Origin of the sequence: Cereibacter johrii (assembly GCF_001720585.1) — a bacterium.
In the GTDB taxonomy this organism is placed as follows: Bacteria; Pseudomonadota; Alphaproteobacteria; order Rhodobacterales; family Rhodobacteraceae; genus Cereibacter_A; species Cereibacter_A johrii.
The window spans coordinates 20,535-37,831 of sequence record NZ_MABH01000139.1; the positions used below are offsets into that span (position 1 = coordinate 20,535).

Genomic DNA, 17,297 nt, shown 5'->3' on the forward strand with positions numbered 1-17,297 from the left:
CGGTCAGGCCGCAGGTTGCGCCGCCGCCAGATCGCGGCGCCAGTCTGCGGCAAAGGCGGGATAGGTTTCTTCGAGCTCGTCCAGCACGCGCCCGCGCAGCAGGGCCAGCGTCGCGCCATCGGGGGCCGGGGTCACGGGCGGGTCGTCGTCATGCTGGAAGGCGAAGCCCGTGGCGGCCAGCAGGTCCGCCAGCCCGCAACCGGGATGCAGGCTTTCGAGCGTGAAGCCGGGGCGGTCGCGGTCGAAGCGGAACAGCGCCTTGCTGGTCAGCAGCGCCGCCGGCCCGCCCGGCCGATGGACGCCCGCCGGGCTGGTCCCGGGGGCCGAGATGAAATCGACCTTCTCGACCATCACCCGCGGCGTGTGCTCCTCGCGGAACAGGATCACGCGGGGTACGGTGAAATAGAGATAGGCCGATCCGAAGGATCCGGGCCAGCGCACCCGGCTTTGCGGATAGCCGCCCACCCCCACCAGGTTGACATTGGCCTCGCCGTCGATCTGGCCGCCGCCCAGAAAGAACGCATCCAGCCGACCCTGCCCCGCGCAGTCGAACAGTTCGGTCGAGCCGTTGGTGAAAAAGTTATTCGCTACAGACCCCAGGATCGACAGCCGCAGCTCCGTCCGGCTTTCGTCAAGCGCGCGGCGCAGCATCGATCCCGCGGCGGGCATCGGCGAGGCCGCCCCGACCGCCACATGACGCACCCCTTCCAGAAGGCGGGCGATGGTCCAGATCAAGACTTCGCGCGGCAGCGGGGCGAGGATCATGCCTGCACCCCGGCCCGGGCGGCCATGTAGCCCGCAAAGCCCTCGGCGCTGCGGGCGGCGCTGGCATAGCGCATGATTTCAGCGGTGTCGGTGGCATATTCGCCCCACAAGCCATAGGGCCAGGCCCCGCGCGGCGCCTCGGCGATTTCCGCCACATAGAGCGCGGGCAGCGTGCCGGCGGCCGTGGTCTCGTCCGAGAGCAGGTTCCGGCGGACTATCCGCTCCACCGTCACCAGCGTCAGGGCGGAGGCGTAGGCCATCGCCGCCAACTCACGCCGCCGCCCGATCCAGACATTCCCGAACCGGTCCGCCAGGGGCGCATGGAAGATCGCAATGTCGGGCGTGATCGCCGGGATCAGCACGACCGGATCGCCGCCCGCGCCGAACGGGTTGTCGATCACCCGCCAATCGTCGCGGTGGCGCAGCAGATCCGAGCCGATCAGCCCGCGGATCGACAGGAAGGGGCTGCCCTTCTGTGCCGCCATCAGACCGGCATGGATCGCGGGACAGGTGGCGTCGCGCAGGCGGATGGTGCCATCCTTGACCGCCTGGTTGAAGCGCGGCGCACCTCCCGCCTCGCCGAGGCTGACCGCGCTGGTCTCCACCATGGCCACGAGCCCGGCCCCGATCAGCTGATCGACCTGAAGGCCCCCGGTCGGCACGCAGACCAGATGCAGGTCGCCTGCGCCATTCTCGATAAGCGGGCGCGTCATGGCCATTGAAACGCCCGCATAATCGACCGGCAGCGCGATGCGCATGCCCGGCCTGACGCAGCTCGCCATCGCACGAAGATCGCCCGGCATTCCGCTCCCCCTCCCGCACCGCTGCTCCGTCGGATCCGCGGCTTCTTACGTTCCACATTGCAGAACGCCTTTCCGAATTAATGATATGCAGAGCGAAAGCGACGTGTCAATCTCCCAGCGGTGAGGATTATTTTCAGTCGGGCCGCGGCCGGCACTGCAGATTTTCTTGACAAGCAAGAATGTCACTCGAAAATGAAATACAGAAAGACGTTCCACGATGTGGAACACGAGGGAGGACGCAATGGCAGAGACCTTGGCCTGGCGCAAACCGCGGCAGCGTATGGCACCCCCGGCCCCGAGACAGGCCAGTCGCGAGATGATCGGCTCCAGCATCTCGATGCGCAGCGTGGTCAAGACCTATGGCGCATTCTGCGCGGCAGACCGCATCAGCCTGGATGTCGAGCCGGGAGAGTTCATCACGCTGCTGGGCCCCTCGGGCAGCGGCAAGACCACGCTTCTGAACCTGCTGGCCGGGTTCCAGACCATCGACGGCGGTGAAATCCTGATCGATGGCAGGTCCATCGCCCATGTGCCCACCCATCGGCGCGGCTTTGGAATGGTTTTCCAGAGCTACGCGCTGTTTCCCAACATGACGGTGTCGCAGAACGTGGCCTTCCCGCTGCGGATGGCAGGGGTCGACCGTGCCACCAGCGACCGCCGCGTGGCCGAGACGCTCGAGATGATGCGGCTGTCGGACCATGCCCGCAAGACCCCGTTCGAGATGTCCGGCGGCCAGCAGCAGCGCGTGGCCATTGCCCGGGCGATCGTGATGCGCCCCAAGGTCGTGCTGATGGACGAGCCGCTGTCGGCGCTGGACCGCAGGCTCCGCGAATCGATCCAGATCGAGATCCGCGCCCTGCACCAGACCATCGGCAGCACGATCCTGTTCGTCACCCATGACCAGAGCGAGGCCCTGACCATGAGCGACCGCATCGCGGTCATGGACAAGGGCCATATCATCCAGGTCGGGCGCCCGGTGGATATCTACCGCCAGCCGCAGAGCCGGTTCGTGGCCTCTTTCGTGGGCGAAAGCAACCTCATCGAGGCCGAGATCCTGGAGAACCGGGGCGGCACGATGCGCCTGCGCAGCCGCTCGGGTCTGGTGTTCGACGCCCAGAGCCGCGATGCGTCCGCCAGCGGCACGGCCACGGTTCTGGTGCGCCCCGAGCGGATCGCCCTGCGCGAGACGGCAACCGCAGACAGCGTGGCTGCCACCGTCACCTCGGCCCTGTTCATGGGCGAGACCCTGCGGATCGAGGCCGAGATGGCCGGGGGCGAGACCCTCCTGATCCGTTGCCAGGACACGGCCGCCCGCAGCCTGCCGCAGATCGGCAGCCGGATCCATGTGAGTTGGGGCGCTCAGGATTGCTGGGTGCTGGCATGACGGACATGCCGCTCTCCGATGCCGCCATCTCGCGCCGCAGACCCCTGCTGCGCAATCCGGCCCTGCTGCTGCTGCCCGCCACGTTATTCCTCGGGGTGATCTATGTCCTGCCGCTGATCGATCTGGCCCGCGTCAGCCTGTCGGGCGAGCCGTGGTGGGTCCATTTCGACCGCGTCTTCTCGGTGCCGCTCTATTGGGACTCGCTCGTGCGGACCATGCAGATTGCACTGACCGTCGCCTGCCTGTGCGCCCTCTTCGGCTATCCGACCGCGCTTCTGATCCAGCGCAGCCGGGGCACACTGCAGGTGCTGATCGCGACGGCGGTGATCCTGCCCTATTTCATCGCCATCCTGATCCGGACCTATGCCTGGATGGTGCTGCTGGGACGCAACGGCCCGATCAACAAGTTCGCCATCTGGCTCGGGCTCTATGACCAGCCGCTGGCCCTCCTGTTCAATCGCGGCACGGTGCTGCTGGGCATGACGGCGGTGCTGATGCCGCTGATGGTGCTCAGCATCTATTCCAGCCTGTCGCGGCTCGATCCCGGGCTGACGCGTGCGGCGCTGGCCAGCGGCGCAGGGCCTCTGGCCGTCTTCTGGCGCGTACTGCTGCCCCTGACGCTGCCCGGTATCGGCGCGGGCTTCCTGCTCGTCTTCGTCAGCGCGCTCGGCTTCTTCATCACGCCGACGCTGCTGGGCGGACCGGCCGACCAGATGTTCGCCATGCACATCACCCAGCAGGCCGATTCGATCACCGGCGAGGGATTCCTTCAGGCACTGGCCGTCGTGCTCCTGCTGATCACGCTGGTCGTGGTGGGCATCGCGGGCCGTCTGATGGGATTCGAGTTCATCTGGGGCGGCGGCAAGCTGTCGGAACCGGCCGAAGCCGCCGTGAAGGGGCATTCCGGCAGCGCCCGCCCCCGCCGCCGCAGCCCGGCCACGGTGATCGCCGACATGATCGGCTGGCCGCTGCTGAGGATCATGGGCCGGATGCCGGCCTCCGCAGGAACATGGACAGTCCGGGCGCTCGGCTTCCTGATCATCTGCACGCTGATCCTGCCCATCCTCGTCGTCATCATCATCTCGTTCAGCGAGGCCAGCTACCTCACCTTCCCGCCGCCGGGCTGGTCGCTGAAATGGTACGAGAAGTTCTTCTCGGACTCCAACTGGATGTCGGCCTTCTGGAACTCGCTGGGAATTGCGGCCCTCTCGGCGGTGATCGCGGTCACGCTGGGCGCCTCGGCGGCGATGGGCATCGTGCGTAGCGAGATCCGCTACAAGTCGGCGCTGATGCTGCTTCTGGTCAGCCCGATGATCGTGCCTCCGGTCGTTCTCGGCCTGTCGCTCTACAGCCTGTTCCTGCAACTGGGGCTGGTCGGCACCTATTTCGGCCTGGCCGCTGCCCATGCCATCGGTGGCATCCCGATCGTGGTGGTCATCGTCGCGGCTTCGTTGCAGGCGGTGGACCGCAAGCTGGAGCAGAGCGCGGCCGTGCATGGGGCATCGCCCCTCACCGTGTTCCGCACCGTCACCCTGCCCGCCATCGCGCCGGGGCTGGCCGCGGCCGTGTTCTTCGCCTTCCTGCACTCGTTCGACGAGCTGGTTCTGTCGCTGTTTCTCTCCAGCCCGCGAATGAAGACCCTGCCGCTGATGCTGTGGGCGGACATCAACTACCAGCTCAACCCGGTTCTGGCCGTGGTCTCGACGCTCGAGGTGCTGCTGGTGGTGGGCGGGATCATTCTGGCGCGCCCTGTCCTGTCGCGGTCGGGCGGGGGCCATTGACCACAAGATCAAGACCAACAACGGAGGAGGATGCTATGCTTGAACGGAACGACCTGAAGGGTCTGGTGTCGGCCCTGGCCGTCACCACACTGCTCGCGGGGCCGGTGGCTGCGCAAAGCAACGAAGTCATCATGCAGGATCCCGGCGGCGGCTATGGCGATGCGCTGCGCAAGGTGATGTACGACCCCTTCACCGAAGAAACCGGCATCGAGGTGGTCACCGTGCAGGAAGCGCGGTCGGGCCCGCGGATCAAGGCACAGGTCGAGGCCGGCAAGACCGAATGGGACCTGACGTTCATCTTCGATCAGGAGACGAAGCTGCTCGGCGACTGCTGCCTGGCCGACATCGACTACAGCATGATGTCGGAGGAGGCGCAGAAGACGCTCGCCGTCATGCCCGAGAACCTGAAGCGGCCGAAGGGGGTGGCGCTGCAGGTGATCGGCGTGGGACTGGTCTACAACAAGGATGTCTACAGCGGCGGTGAGAAACCGGCCAGCTGGGCGGATTTCTGGGATCTCGAGAAGTTCCCGGGCCAGCGCTGCCTTCCCGCCTGGCCGCGCTTCGTGATGGAAGCCGCGCTCATGGCCGACGGCGTGCCAAAAGACCAGCTCTACCCGCTGGACATGGACCGCGCGCTCAAGAAGATCGCCGAGATCAAGCCGCACGTCTCGAAATGGTGGACGACCTCGGCCCAGCCGCCGCAGCTGCTTCTGGATGGCGAGGCCGACATGTGCATGGCCTATACCGGCTCCAGCTCGAAGCTGGCACTGGAAGGGGCCCCGATCGAGGTCGAATGGAATCAGGGCTTCGTCTATTACGACTTCTTCTCGATCCCCAAGGGGGCGCCGAACTACGAGAATGCGATGAAGCTGCTGTCCTGGCGGCTGGAGCCGCAGCGCGCGGCCGAACTGACCTCGAACTTCCCGGTGGCGCTGCCCTCGTCGGTGGTGTTCGAGGCGGCGGATCCCGCCATCAGCGTCTACTGGGCCAACACCCCCGCCAATGTGTCGCGCGCGATCGAATGGAGCCCGGACTACTGGGGCGCCATGACCGAGGACGGCACCATGACCAACGAGGAACATGGTCAGGAACAGCTGAACGCCCTGCTGGCGCAATGACCCTCCGCGATGGCCGCTGCTTGCGGTGGCGGCCATCGCATCCCGCCTTATAATGGCCGGGATCGCGCCCGTGCGCCGATCTGTGCCGAAAGGAATGACGAGTCGGAATGGACAAGGCCTTCATCAAGGGATTGCGTCTCCTGGAATGTCTGGCCGTCAGCGAGAAGCCGCGCGGGGTCAGCGACCTTGCCGCAGAGCTGGCGATGACGAAAAGCAACGTTCACCGCCTGCTGCAGACCCTCCAGGCTCAGGGCTATGTCCGACAGGTGCCGCCGAACAGCACCTACGAGCTCACGACCAAGATCTGGGAACTGGGCAGCAACGTGATCCGCCGGATGGATCTGATCTCGATCGCGCGGCCGGCCATGCAGCGGCTGGCCGAGCAGACCGGCGAGACGGTGCATCTGTCGATCCTCGATGACATCGACGTGGTCTATGTCGACAAGATCGAGAGCGCGCATCACATTCGGGCTCACACGAGTGTGGGCTCGCGCGCGCCCGCCTTCACCGTGGCCACGGGCAAGGCGATGCTCGCGCACATGCCCGACGATTATCTGGAGCGCTTCCGGCCGCATCTGCGCCGCTACACGGATTCCACGCGCGTCACGATCGAGGAGCTGCACGATGACATCCGGCTGGCGCGGGCGCAGGGCCATGCGGTCGTGTTGCAGGGCGAATGGCGCGAGGGCATCGCCGCCTGCGCCTGCGCCATCCTTGGCCGGACCGGCGATCTGGTCGGCGCCATCGGCATGTCCGGCCCCGACTCCCGCATCAAGCGCAAGCAACTGAAGCTGATCGCCCCTCAGGTGATGGAGGCGGCGCAATCCATTTCCGCGGCCCTGGGCTATCTGCCGCGCAGCTGACGCCGGACCCCCCTGCCCCGCCCGCCACGTCCGGATCGCGAAGGACACCCGACGACCGCCGCCTACCCCGGCACATGGCACGCAGGCAGCGCAGGCCGGACGGTCCCGGCACCTCGGAACGGATCGGCACCGTCGCCCATGCCGGGATTGCCGGTCTCGATGCGGCCCTCGGGCCGCCTCCCGCGGCTTTGCGGTCCGGGCCTCGACCGGCGTCTTCGAGCGCTGCCGCCTCATGCGTCGCGCGGCGGAACAGCTGCGCGAGCGGGCGCCCGGCATCGCCGTGAACCTGACGCGCGAACAGGGCAAGCCGCTTGCGGAAGCGCGTGGCGAAGTGCTGACGGCCGCCGACATCATTGACCGGTTCGCCGAGGAAGGCCGCCGCGCCTATGGCCAGATGATCCCCGCGCGGGTACCGGGCATCCTGCTAACGACGATCAAGCTGCCGGTCGGCCCGGTTGCGGCCTTCACACCCTGAAACTTCCCCATCAATCAGGCGGTGCGGAAGGTTTCGGCTGCGCTGGCGGCAGGCTGTTCGATCATCGTGAAGGCGCCCAAGGAGACCCCGGCCGAACTGATCCGCGCCTTTGCCGATGCCGAGCTGCCTGCGGGTGTCGTCAATCTGGTCTATGGCGTGCCCGTCGAAATCTCAGCCTATCTGATGCCGCATCCCGTGATCTGCGAGATATCCTTCTGATCGAAACCGGTGGCAAGCATCTGGCCGCGCTAGCAGGCCTGCAAATGAAGTGCGCGACAATGGAACTGGGCGGTCATGCCCCCGTCATCGTCTGAGCCGATCCCGATCTCGACAAGGCCGTGCGGCTGATGGCGGGCCGCAAGCTGCGCAATGCGGGCCAAGTCTCTGTCTCGCCCACGCGCTTTCTGGTGCAGGAGGAGGTCTTCGCCCTTTTCCTGTCGGGCTTTGCCGCGGCGATGCAGGCCGCCCTTCAGGGCAACGGGCAGGAGGACGGCGTCCAGCTCGGTCCGTTGGCTAACGACCGACGTGTCGCAGCGCTCGAGACACTGGTGGCCGATGTTGTCGAGCAGGAGGCGAGGCTCGTGACCGGTGGCAAGCGGATCGGCAATGTCGGCAATTTCTTCCCGTCCACCGTGCTCGCCGAAGTACCATTGTCGGCGCGCATCATGCACGAAGTGCCCTTCGGCCCCCTAGCCATCGTGAACCGCTTCAGCATGCTGGAAGAGGCGATTGCCGAGGCCAACCGCCTGCCCTACGGGCTCGCCTCCTATGCCTTCACCCGCTCGGTGCGGACGATGCAGCGGCTAGGGCTGGAAATCGACTCCGGCATGACGACGATTAACCATCTGGGCCTTGCCCTGTTCGGCAGCACGCAACCGCGGAACCTGCTCGAACCGGAAGACGATCCCGCGGACGCTGGTCGAGGACCGGGTGCCGGGCAGCCAGTGCGACCGGCTGATGCGTCGCGGGCTAGTGGCCGAGTTCATCGCCGAGCACCAGCGGGCGACGCAGTCCGAGCGGCTGGAGGCGCTGGCGGCCCGCGGCGAGGGGCGAATGGAAACTGGGGAAGGTGCGGCGCGAGATCGACAGCATCGTCTTGGCCATCGCGAGCCGGCATGGTTCCTGCGGGCATGAAGGCAAAGATAGACGGGGCGGAGGCGGAGCAGGCCGATCCGGGAGCGCGGCTCGCGGAGATCCCGGACCCGGAGCCGGTGGCGAACCACCCGGGGCTGTCCGGGATTTATGCCCGAAGGGTCACGCACCTTGTGTCGGCGCTGAACGACACGAAGGCTGATCTTGAGGCTGCGGCGATCATGCGCGGGCTGATCGAGGAGTTTGTGCTGTCGCGGGATGCGTCGTGCTTGCCCGGGCATGCTCGGCACCGGGCCTTCACCGGCCAGACCGTCATCAAGGCGCGGCCGATGAGGCGCGGGTTGAGATGCGAGCGGTTGGCGTCGATGTGGCCGAGGTCGCCGCCCTTGCGGGTGCGGTGGGCCTCGTAGCGGGCGAGGTCGGCGGGGAACATGCCCTCGCAGCGGGCGACGATGGAACGGGGAGCGGACAAGAGGGGGCCTCCGGAACGGAGGCCGGGAGATTCCCCTGATGCTTCCGGCGCGGAAGCAAATCGGCGAAGATTCTGCGATGGTGATGCGGGGGACAGAACCGAAGGGTCGGCACGCGAGGCTGCGGCGGTCAGTAAAGTACTCACTAACCAGCTCGCGGTCCGGGGCCTGCGGCCCCCCCCCACGCGCTGCCGTTCGCCGGGGCTCCGCCCCTGGACCCCGAAGACGCCCGCGGTCCCGGAGGTGCTGCTGGAAGCACCTCCGGGAGCAGCGGCCGGAGAAGGGGGAGATCGAACTGCCACTGGCACAGCGTTGCGCGCGGGGTCCTTTCTCGACTGCGCTCTACCAGCGAGCGTCGGCTGTGCGCAGAAGCGGCCCGTCACTGCGCTGGTCCCTGATGATCGCGATGCGCAGGAAGCGGCCCGTCGACGTAACAGCTAGTTCAGGGCAGAATTGCGCGGAACAACAAGAACCGGATTACTGGAAGGACAACGCCAAGCGGATGCTGGATAGAAGCGCCATCGGAACCACGTGTGCATTCTCGCATTCACTATAGCGGTCTCTGGGAGGACGGACAATCCATACCCCCGACAGAGATGGCTCTCAACTTTCATATTGGCCGCAAGCTAGAACTGGATCTTATGAGGGCATTCTGAGCAACAAGCCGCATCAGGTCCGTATAGGGCCAAAGTTGCTCCTCTGCAGAAGAGAACGGAAGGAGCATTTCGGACCGAAATTCTCCCGCGTCATTTTTAGTGTGAACGATACGACAGCGGATGTCATACAACATCTCAGCAATATCGGGTCGATGGTCGTGATCCTTGCGCTTTAAGTTAATCGCCTTGTCTGTGATTAACTTATTCTTCCTTTCTAGCACCTCCGCAACCTCGCTGTTGTCAGCGAAGTACCGTTCGACGTCATCCATCGTTAGAACCTCAAGTACCGTAGCCTTCATCTGCTCCCGTTCACTGCCGCCCACGCGGCCATTACCAGATATTGCAGAAATTAGGCCGGCAAGGTCGGATTCCCGATCCACCCGAAACGTAGGATTTTTTAGAATTTTCCCTGCGGTTCGAATGGCCTCTAGCTTTGCGAAGCTCGGAAAGTAGTATTCAGCTACCTGGTAGTATGCCAAAAACTGCAGCAGCGGCATGCCTCGCGCACTCTTGGCGTACCAGTATAAGGAAAAAGGCGCACTATCGTACTCAAATTCGGGGAACCTTATGTTAGAAACGGGATTGCCGTCATAGCGCCGAAGCTGATTCAGTGAATGCTTTTTGAGCGCCCTGCGAAGAGCAAGGGTGACTCCTCTTTCCAAATCTAAATAGAAGAATAGGGAGTTAGATACGACCTCCAATGCACTTAAGGCTGCATCATAGCCCCGCTCCTCCCCGAAGAATAGCTTTAGACTTAGCTGATTTGCCGCGCCCGGCCTAGATGTCAGCACCCGTAATTCCTTCGTCCCTCGTGATATTTCCAGCCTGATGCCATCCGCCCGATGAGACTTAATGGCACGGTCCTCAACCTCCTCACTCTCAAGCTCCTCGCCCTCAGAGGGAGGCGCAGATAGTCCTAGTCTCCTCGCGACCGTCAAAGGGCCCACTGGGCCTATAGGCGAGATTGCCGCCTCCACCTCCCCCTTCTGGAGGTCTGCAATTGCATCATAACCGCCGAGAAACACAAATCTCTCAAACTCTATCGAATGCAGATCTTCAGCTTTGCTAGAAGATCCGACCATCACGCGCCTCTTATCCTTGCCATTTGGGAGGCAGATATAATTATAAAAAACGGAGCTGCCTTGAAACACAAACTCCCGGCGTTCCGTTTCGATGCCAGCATCTTTCGCGCGCTGAAGCAGCGCTTTCAGATCCGAGGATTCCTTCATCGTTCCGCTCTGAATGGTCCCTGACTTAGCTCTGGCTCTCTTGCGGTGCGGCAAGATTAGCCCGAGAATTATTCGGGTCAGCCCGCTTGGCAGCGAGCCAGATCCTATTTACTGCCGGACCTTGGCAGTTCATGGAATGGACGTCAACAGACTGCTGAAATTGTCGCAATTCGATAAACTCGGCCATCCAGAACCATGTTCTGGGCCTTCTCGCATATGGTGTTCAGGCCGTCGAGCTGCCGCACGAGGAAGCTACGGCAGATGCAGGCCGCCCCGCATCCCGCTTTGTACTGACCCCAGCGTAGTTACGGCTTTCGGGTGTGCCCGTGTGGTAGGCGTTCCCGGTAGCCGGCAGACAAACCTACAAGCAAAGGCCCATCATATCCTGCTGTTGGACCTTCCGGGCGCGGCAGAATGCTTGCGCATGTAGAAAGCTGCCGTTTAATGGTACCCCACCAAAGCCAACTTCACGCGCTCGCTCGTCATCGTTCCGGTTATAGTTCTGGACGACAAGAGCCTGCAAAGTTGGAAAGGGACGCAAGCGGTGCTTGCCACGCAAAAGATCTACTTGGCGTCGTTTTTAATGCCGCGCGTGGGGGAACGCGCCTGGCCGACTGCGATCTTTCGCCGCGCCGCGAGCAGATGGCGGCGATGTGCAGGAAACGGCCGTGGCACATGGGAAGACAAGGCTTGTGCGACCTGATGCACCCGGTCCGTTGCGGGCTTTCCATCGGCGCGCCGCGGAGGTCCGGCTGGAACAAACGCTTCTCCTACCTCATACCTTCACAGAATTTTGTTTTCACGATAAGGCTGACGCTAAACGTAGTGGGTAGGGTCAAGTTCATGGCGGATTCCGAAGACTTGGAGCTTCTGAGGTCAGGCGCGCTCGATTTGAGCAGATGCGATTTCAGAGAAGCAGATCTTCGAGGAATGGACCTCAGGGGGCGTAATTTTTCGTACTGCCTCCTTGAGAAGGCGAAATGTGAGGGAGCCAATTTCGAGGGAAGTGACTTTCGGGGCGCGCAAGTGAATTTTATGATTGCTAATAACGCGACTTTTGACTCATGCAATCTTAGCCATTTGCATTTTGGATACACAGACCTTTCGAGCGCGTCGCTGAAAGGTGCTACGGCAAATGGGGCAGTGTTCCAGAATGTAAAACTGAAAGGAGCAAATCTAGAAGGCGCATCTTTGGCAGGTGGATCAATTAATGCTGATACAGATCTGGAAGATGTAAGATCCGATGAGAGGTCAAATTTCGATGGCTTGAAGGTATTGAGGGCAACCTCACGCAATACGTTATTTCAGGACTACGACTTCAATAATGGAATTCTTCAACGGCGGACTGCTGCGATCGCTACTATGAGCGCAGATAAGCCAACGGTGGATAAGCCACTAGAAGAGTTGGTCAACACTGGACAACGGCAAGTCAGAGTCGCGAAAGTGCAGATTCAGCAGCTAATTCAAAATTCAGCTGTGACACGGCTCACCGCGCAACAGTTTGCTGGCCAAATCGAGGAGGCATTACGCGGCATCCCTGCCAATCAGGGAAACAGGCTTATAGAGCCACTGCAAACGATGCTCGAGTTTGCTGAAGTCTTGCGCAACATAGCACCGGACACTGCCCCTCCAGCTACCCGACTGGACAGCGAAGACTTAAAGGCGCGAATTATTGAGCTAGAGACGCTAGTCGAGCGACTAACGGAGCAACTATCCGATGCGACCAAAGCCCAAAAAGTTGCCGAGGAACTCGTCCAAAGCGATGGCTTCATCGCAAATTTCCGAAGGTCTGCAGGAAAAGCGGCGGGTATTGCGTCAGTCACCGCCCTCGCCTCAGTCGTCACTGTTGGAGTCCCGGCAGCAGCCGTGTATTTTCTTGGTGCTGAACATCCCTTAGTCGCAACGTTTATCAACAGCATTGGACGAATGCCAAAGTAAGCTCATAAGCAGCCATCGCTTGTTCTAGGATTCGCTAGGTATCTCCACCGTACCGCAAAGCGGACCCTATAGCAGGCTGCAGCGGAGGTCAGCGTCCCGCCCGGGGCGTCGGTGCCGCCGGCAACGCCGCAGTGAGCTCGAAGGACTGAGAAGGGCTGCAAGCGTCTCCATCTGCGGCGCGCTCGAATGGCTGCTTCGTGGGGCGGCTCTTCCCTGCGACTCGGCCCGGCGCGGCGGTCTGCGGGCTCAGGAGCCGCTCAGCCAACTTTTCTGCCGGCTTTTTTGAGCAGATGCGTCTCAGCACTTCCGGAAAAAGTGCGGGAAAAAGGCCCAGGGTGGTCGTCCGCTTTCTGAAGTCGCTTTGGCCGGGAAGCGGCCCTAGACAAGCAAGCTGCGTCAGTGTGCTGCGAAAACCCCCGCGGTTGCCGAGGGCGCGCAGGATACAGAGATGCGCCCCGGCAGTGCCCCTCATCACCCCAACGCGGAGGGAATGACGGAGGACCGGGACCGAGACCGAGACCGAGACCGGGTTCCCGATGTGCAGACGCCTGCTGAGGAAAAGGCTCGTGCTGCCATGGCAAGCTCAGCCGCGGGGACGTGTTGCCAGCACAGCACATCGGACGGCTGAGGCTACAATGGCCAACTTATGCCGAACGAGAATGGCCATCTTCCCCGGAAAGTGGCCAACTTTTCCCGCATTCGGTATCGGGACAGCACCTCTCGAGGCGCTTCTTATCCGCACTTCGAAAAGCCGCAGCTGGCGCAGGTCATGCAGCCTTCCACCATGCGCAGGTCGTAGCTGCCGCAGGAGGAGCAGGCCTTGGCCTTCACGCCCAGTACCTGCACATCCGCATGAGGGTCCGTCTTCAGGCCCATGCCCTCGCCCTCGATGAAGCCGATCGCGATCAGATGGCGTTCGATCACGCCGCCGATGGCTGCGAGGATCGAGGGAATGTAGCGCCCCTCCATCCAGGCGCCGCCGCGGGGGTCGAAGACCGCCTTCAACTCCTCGACCACGAAGGAAATGTCGCCGCCGCGCCGGAAGACCGCCGAGATCATCCGCGTGAGCGCCACCGTCCAGGCGAAATGCTCCATGTTCTTCGAGTTGATGAAGACCTCGAACGGGCGGCGGTGGCCGGAGATGACGATGTCGTTCACCGTGATGTAGAGCGCGTGCTCGGAGCCCGGCCATTTCACCTTGTAGGTCGCGCCCTCGAGCGCGGCGGGGCGGTCGAGCGGATCGGTGAGATAGACCACCTCGCCGCCCTTGGGTTCCGGCGCCTCGGCCGGAGCCGCCTGCCCCGCCTCGGAGACAGAGAGCACCGAGCCGGTCACCTCGTTCGGCCGATAGGTCGTGCAGCCCTTGCAGCCCTGATCCCAGGCCGCGAGGTAGACGTCGGCGAATTCCTCGAAACCGATATCTTCCGGGCAGTTGATCGTCTTGGAAATCGAGCTGTCGATCCATTTCTGCGCCGCCGCCTGCATCCGCACATGTTCGAGCGGCGCCAGCGTCTGGGCATTCACGAAATAGTCCGGCAGCGGGGCATCGCCCTTCTGCTCGCGCCAGAGGCGGACGGCGTAATCGACGACCTCCTCTTCGGTGCGGCTGCCGTCCTTCTGCAGCACCTTGCGCTTGTAGGCATAGGCGAAGACCGGCTCGATCCCCGACGAGACGTTGCCCGCATAGAGGCTGATCGTGCCGGTGGGGGCGATCGAGGTCAGCAGCGCGTTGCGGATGCCGTGGCTGCGGATCGCCGCGCGCACATCCTCGTCCATATGGGTGAGCGAGCCCGACGCGAGGTATTTTTCGGCATCGAACAGCGGGAAGGCGCCCTTCTCGCGCGCGAGATCGGCGGAGGCGAGATAGGCCGAGCGCGCGATGGCCTTCATCCAGGCCTCGGTCCGGGCGGCGGCCTCTTCCGAACCGTACCGCAGCCCCACCATCAGCAGGGCATCCGCGAGGCCCGTCACGCCGAGGCCGATCCGGCGCTTCATCTGCGCTTCGCGCGCCTGCTCGGGCAGCGGGAAGCGCGAGGCATCCACCACATTGTCCATCATCCGGACGGCAAGGCGCACCAGCTCGTCCAGCTCGGCCAGATCGAGTTCCGCCTCGTCGGAAAACGGTTTCGCGACCAGCCGGGCGAGGTTCACCGAGCCGAGAAGACAGGCACCGTAGGGCGGCAGGGGCTGCTCGCCGCAGGGGTTGGTGGCCGCGATCGTCTCGCAATAGGCGAGATTGTTCATCTGGTTGATACGGTCGATGAAAATCACGCCCGGCTCGGCGAAGTCATAGGTGGACCGCATGATGCGGTTCCAGAGGTCGCGCGCCTGAAGCGTCTTGTAGACCTTGCCGCCGAAGGTGAGCTCCCACGGGCCGTCCGCCTTCACGGCTTCCATGAAGGCGTCGGTCACGAGGACCGAGAGGTTGAACATCCGCAGCCGGGCCGGGTCCTTCTTGGCCTCGATGAAGCTCTCGATGTCGGGGTGGTCGCAGCGCATCGTGGCCATCATGGCGCCCCGCCGCGAGCCCGCGGACATGATGGTCCGGCACATCGCATCCCAGACATCCATGAAGGAGAGCGGCCCCGAGGCGTCGGCGGCCACGCCCTTCACCTCGGCGCCGCGCGGGCGGATGGTCGAGAAGTCGTAGCCGATCCCGCCGCCCTGCTGCATCGTCAGCGCCGCTTCCTTCAGCGCGTCGAAGATGCCCGCCATGCTGTCGGGGACCGTGCCCATGACGAAGCAGTTGAAGAGCGTGACCGTGCGCCCGGTGCCCGCACCGGCGGTGATCCGGCCGGCCGGCAGGAAGCGGAAATCCTCGAGCGCGCTGTAGAACCGATCCTCCCAAACCGCGGGCTCGGCCTCGACTTCGGCCAGCGCCCGGGCGATCCGCCGCCAGGTATCCTCGACCGATCCATCCACCGGATGGCCCGCGCCATCCTTCAGACGATATTTCATATCCCAGATCTGCTCGGCGATGGGGGCATGGAATCGGGACATGGGAAGATCCTTGGGCTTGTGGTTCTCAGGGAGGAGTTGCCCAAGATATGCCCATGGGAGGGAGCGGTCAAACGCAAAGAGCCATGTCGGAGGCGACTTGGAGGCCGGGGCCCCGGCGTCTATATGAAGGCCTCTGCGGCGGAGAATCCCCTTGTCCGATCATGTGAACATTCTCAAGCTCTGCGTGGGCGCAGAGGCGGTCGAAGACCTTCTCGACTGGCAGAAGAGCCAGCGCGCCCGCTGGCCGGACGGTTTTCCGCGCCATGTCACGCGCATGTGGCCGAAGCGCGAGGCCGAGGTGCTGGCCGGGGGCTCGCTCTACTGGGTGTTCAAGGGGCTCGTGCTGGCGCGCCAGCCGATCGTCGGGCTCGAATCCGTGACCGGCGCCGACGGAATCGCGCGCTGCGCACTGGTGCTCGAGCCCGAGGTGATCCGCACCGTCCCCGCCCCGCGGCGGCCGTTCCAGGGCTGGCGCTATCTCTCGCCCGAAGAGGCCCCGGCCGACCTGCCCAAGGACCGCGCCCGCGAGGAGCCGCTGCCGCCGGAACTGGCCCAGGCCCTGGCCGACATAGGCCTCAGGTAATCATCCCAGGCACTGGCAGGCCCAGCCGCGCCCCCAGCGCCGCGAAGGGGGCCGCGGCCTCGGACCAGTCGGCCCGGCGCGAGGCGAAGAGCACAGCCTGCGAACTGTGCACCAGAGCGTCGGAAAGGATTTTCAGGTGGTTCGCCCGCAGCGTCTCGCCCGACGAGGTGATGTCGGCGATGGCCTCGGCGGTTCCGTTTTTCACCGTCCCCTCGGTCGCGCCCTGACTGTCCACCAGCTGATAATCCGCAACCCCGTTGGCCATCAGGAACTCGCGCACGAGCCGGTGGTATTTGGTGGCGATCCGGAGCCGGAAGCCGTGGGTCGCGCGGAAGGCCGCGGCGGCCGCGTCGAGATCGTCGAGCGTGTCCACATCGATCCAGAAGGCCGGCACCGCGATGATGAGATCGGCATGACCGAAGCCGAGCGGCGCCAGCTCGGCCACCTGCAGCGACCAGTCCGCGAGCTTCTCGCGCACGAGATCGGACCCCGTGACCCCGAGGTGGATCCGCCCGGCCCCAAGCTCGCGCGGGATCTCGCCCGCCGAGAGCAGCACGAGCTCTACCCCCTCCACCCCGTCGACGGCGCCGGAATATTCCCGCTCGGCCCCGGTCTGGCGCATGGTCACGCCGCGCGCGCCGAACCAGTCGAAGGTCTTTTCCATCAGCCGGCCCTTCGAGGGCACCCCGATCTTCAGCGTCATGCGAGCCCCTTCAGCCTGGCCACGAGGCCCGGGCGGATCACGCCCCCGATGGCCGGGATGGATCGCCCCTGCCCCAGCACCGCCGTCAGCGCATCGTAGCGCCCGCCGGTGGAAACCGGCGGCAGCCCGGCGTCGGCGGCATGGAAGCTGAAGACGAATCCGTCGTAATATTCGAGCGAGCTCTGGCCGTGGCTCGCGTAGAACGGCAGCCGCTCGACCTCGATCCCGCGGGTCGCCAGCGCGGTGAGACGGCGGCCGAACCGGGCAACCGAGGGCTCGAGCGCAGGCATCCGCCGCGCCAGCGCCTCGAGGCGGCCGAGCGCCGCCGCCGCCGGAGCCTCGAGCGACAGCAGATCGTCGAGCACCGCGGCCTCCTCGGCGCCGAGCGGCGCGGCCTCGGCATCCTCGATCAAGGCCGCGGCGCGGGCCTCGATCTC

At 64.3% G+C, this 17,297-nt stretch carries 13 protein-coding genes and 1 pseudogene; 8 read left to right on the forward strand and 6 right to left on the reverse strand.

The window, feature by feature from the left end:
* Window positions 1-3: 3 nt before the first annotated feature.
* The gene (locus tag A9O63_RS11900; protein ID WP_069332138.1) at window positions 4-765 is read right to left on the reverse strand and encodes a CoA-transferase; all 762 of its coding nucleotides are present in this window, start codon (window positions 763-765) and stop codon (window positions 4-6) included.
* Window positions 762-1,568, reverse strand: a complete 807-nt coding sequence (locus A9O63_RS11905; RefSeq protein ID WP_069332139.1) for a CoA transferase subunit A — start codon at window positions 1,566-1,568, stop codon at window positions 762-764. The genes A9O63_RS11900 and A9O63_RS11905 overlap by 4 nt, the downstream gene beginning before the upstream one ends.
* Window positions 1,569-1,884: 316 nt before the next feature.
* On the opposite strand from A9O63_RS11905, the gene A9O63_RS11910 reads away from it, so the two are divergent.
* The 6 genes and pseudogenes from A9O63_RS11910 to A9O63_RS22125 all read left to right on the forward strand — a co-directional run bounded on the left by A9O63_RS11910 (window position 1,885) and on the right by A9O63_RS22125 (window position 8,691).
* Window positions 1,885-2,952: an ABC transporter ATP-binding protein gene (locus A9O63_RS11910; protein WP_190238134.1), complete on the forward strand. Its 1,068-nt coding sequence runs from the start codon at window positions 1,885-1,887 to the stop codon at window positions 2,950-2,952.
* Window positions 2,949-4,733, forward strand: coding sequence for an ABC transporter permease subunit (locus tag A9O63_RS11915; RefSeq protein ID WP_069332141.1), 1,785 nt, complete (start codon window positions 2,949-2,951; stop codon window positions 4,731-4,733). Before A9O63_RS11910 ends, A9O63_RS11915 begins: the two co-directional genes overlap by 4 nt.
* Window positions 4,734-4,768: 35 nt before the next feature.
* On the forward strand, window positions 4,769-5,851 hold the full coding sequence (locus tag A9O63_RS11920) for an extracellular solute-binding protein (protein ID WP_069332142.1): 1,083 nt from the start codon (window positions 4,769-4,771) through the stop codon (window positions 5,849-5,851).
* A gap of 107 nt (window positions 5,852-5,958) precedes the next feature.
* Window positions 5,959-6,714 carry an IclR family transcriptional regulator gene (locus tag A9O63_RS11925; RefSeq protein WP_069332143.1) on the forward strand — a complete coding sequence of 252 codons (756 nt, stop codon included), beginning with the start codon at window positions 5,959-5,961 and terminating at the stop codon, window positions 6,712-6,714.
* Window positions 6,715-6,748: 34 nt separating this feature from the next.
* Window positions 6,749-7,408 (forward strand): annotated as a pseudogene (locus A9O63_RS23565) (aldehyde dehydrogenase family protein).
* Between the two features lie 128 nt (window positions 7,409-7,536).
* Window positions 7,537-8,691, forward strand: a complete 1,155-nt coding sequence (locus A9O63_RS22125; protein WP_268874933.1) for an aldehyde dehydrogenase family protein — start codon at window positions 7,537-7,539, stop codon at window positions 8,689-8,691.
* 670 nt (window positions 8,692-9,361) lie between these two features.
* Here the strand turns inward: A9O63_RS22125 and A9O63_RS22855 are convergent.
* Entirely contained in the window at window positions 9,362-10,636 is a 1,275-nt protein-coding gene (locus A9O63_RS22855) for a hypothetical protein (protein ID WP_141703090.1), read from the reverse strand.
* A gap of 525 nt (window positions 10,637-11,161) precedes the next feature.
* Here A9O63_RS22855 and A9O63_RS22130 point away from each other — a divergent pair.
* A complete protein-coding gene (locus A9O63_RS22130; RefSeq protein WP_167354621.1) occupies window positions 11,162-12,574 on the forward strand; it encodes a pentapeptide repeat-containing protein in 1,413 nt (470 codons plus the stop codon).
* Window positions 12,575-13,306: 732 nt separating this feature from the next.
* On the opposite strand, the gene A9O63_RS11950 is transcribed toward A9O63_RS22130, so the two are convergent.
* Window positions 13,307-15,574 (reverse strand): adenosylcobalamin-dependent ribonucleoside-diphosphate reductase, encoded by a 2,268-nt coding sequence (locus A9O63_RS11950; RefSeq protein WP_069332148.1) that lies wholly within the window; start codon window positions 15,572-15,574, stop codon window positions 13,307-13,309.
* A gap of 151 nt (window positions 15,575-15,725) precedes the next feature.
* Here A9O63_RS11950 and A9O63_RS11955 point away from each other — a divergent pair, with 151 nt between their 5' ends.
* Window positions 15,726-16,157: a DUF1489 family protein gene (locus A9O63_RS11955; protein ID WP_002724459.1), complete on the forward strand. Its 432-nt coding sequence runs from the start codon at window positions 15,726-15,728 to the stop codon at window positions 16,155-16,157.
* Here the strand turns inward: A9O63_RS11955 and hisG are convergent.
* Entirely contained in the window at window positions 16,150-16,860 is a 711-nt protein-coding gene (gene hisG / locus A9O63_RS11960) for an ATP phosphoribosyltransferase (protein WP_069332149.1), read from the reverse strand. The two genes, A9O63_RS11955 and hisG, sit on opposite strands and share 8 nt — an antisense overlap.
* Window positions 16,857-17,297: ATP phosphoribosyltransferase regulatory subunit (locus A9O63_RS11965; protein WP_205631841.1), on the reverse strand; the 441-nt coding region annotated here is incomplete at its 5' end. The genes A9O63_RS11965 and hisG, both read right to left, overlap by 4 nt.